The following is a 350-nucleotide window of genomic DNA, read 5'->3' as shown; positions in this document are numbered from 1 at the left end:
AGACCTTGAAATGATTGCATACCTCAAAATTGAGGCATGCAAAATCTGATCATAACCTGACTGTCAGGCAGGTTTAACTGACACATTTACTGACCTCAAAATTGAGGGCAGTGAACTTTTTGACGGTTTAAATGAAGGGGAAAGCTGGTGCGGGGTTTCGCATGGCTCAAAATTTGATGGGCAGGGTGATGCTACAGTTCCTGAATGACGCGGACGACGCGGCCAATTACGCGTATTTCATCCTGGGGGAATATTGTTTGGTGCTTGGGGTTGGTTGAGGCTGGCTCCAGGCGTGACGGTTCTGACCGGTATCTTTTGAAGGTCGCCTCTCCGCCATTGGTGGCGACGAT

At 49.1% G+C, this 350-nt stretch carries 1 protein-coding gene; it reads right to left on the bottom strand.

From position 1 onward, the window contains the following. Positions 1-191: 191 nt before the first annotated feature. Positions 192-350: a LexA family protein gene (locus THS27_RS27815; protein ID WP_371456382.1), complete on the bottom strand. Its 159-nt coding sequence runs from the start codon at positions 348-350 to the stop codon at positions 192-194.

Source organism: Thalassospira sp. MCCC 1A01428, from assembly GCF_002115825.1.
GTDB lineage: Bacteria > Pseudomonadota > Alphaproteobacteria > Rhodospirillales > Thalassospiraceae > Thalassospira.
This window is presented reverse-complemented; position numbering and strand designations above follow the sequence as displayed.